Genomic DNA, 539 nt, shown 5'->3' with positions numbered 1-539 from the left:
TGCATTTGACACATTCCACACCTCACTGCTTAGACCAGAATCCATTAACTGGCTCCCTTTAGCCTACTGCGTCCCTCCATCACTAACAATACTAGTACAGGAATATCAACCTGTTGTCCATCGACTACGCCTTTCGGCCTCGCCTTAGGTCCCGACTAACCCAGGGCGGACGAGCCTTCCCCTGGAAACCTTAGTCTTACGGTGGATAAGATTCTCACTTATCTTGCGCTACTCATACCGGCATTCTCACTTGTAATCGCTCCAGCACCCCTCACGGTATACCTTCATCGCTGATTACAACGCTCTCCTACCATTTAATTAATATTAAATCCACAGCTTCGGTAATATGTTTAGCCCCGGTACATTTTCGGCGCAGGGTCACTCGACTAGTGAGCTATTACGCACTCTTTGAATGATAGCTGCTTCTGAGCTAACATCCTAGTTGTCTGTGCAACCCCACATCCTTTTCCACTTAACATATATTTTGGGACCTTAGCTGGTGGTCTGGGCTGTTTCCCTTTCGACTACGGATCTTAGCA

General features: G+C 47.5%; 1 rRNA gene. It reads right to left on the bottom strand.

Going from position 1 to position 539, the window contains the following annotated elements:
• Positions 1 to 539: ribosomal RNA gene (locus D1641_RS19060) — 23S ribosomal RNA — on the bottom strand; the annotation flags it as partial.

The sequence above is a fragment of the Colidextribacter sp. OB.20 genome (assembly GCF_009911595.1).
Classification (GTDB): Bacteria; Bacillota; Clostridia; order Oscillospirales; family Oscillospiraceae; genus Lawsonibacter.
Note: the sequence above shows the minus strand (reverse complement) of the source record. Positions and strands in the feature narration are given on the sequence as shown.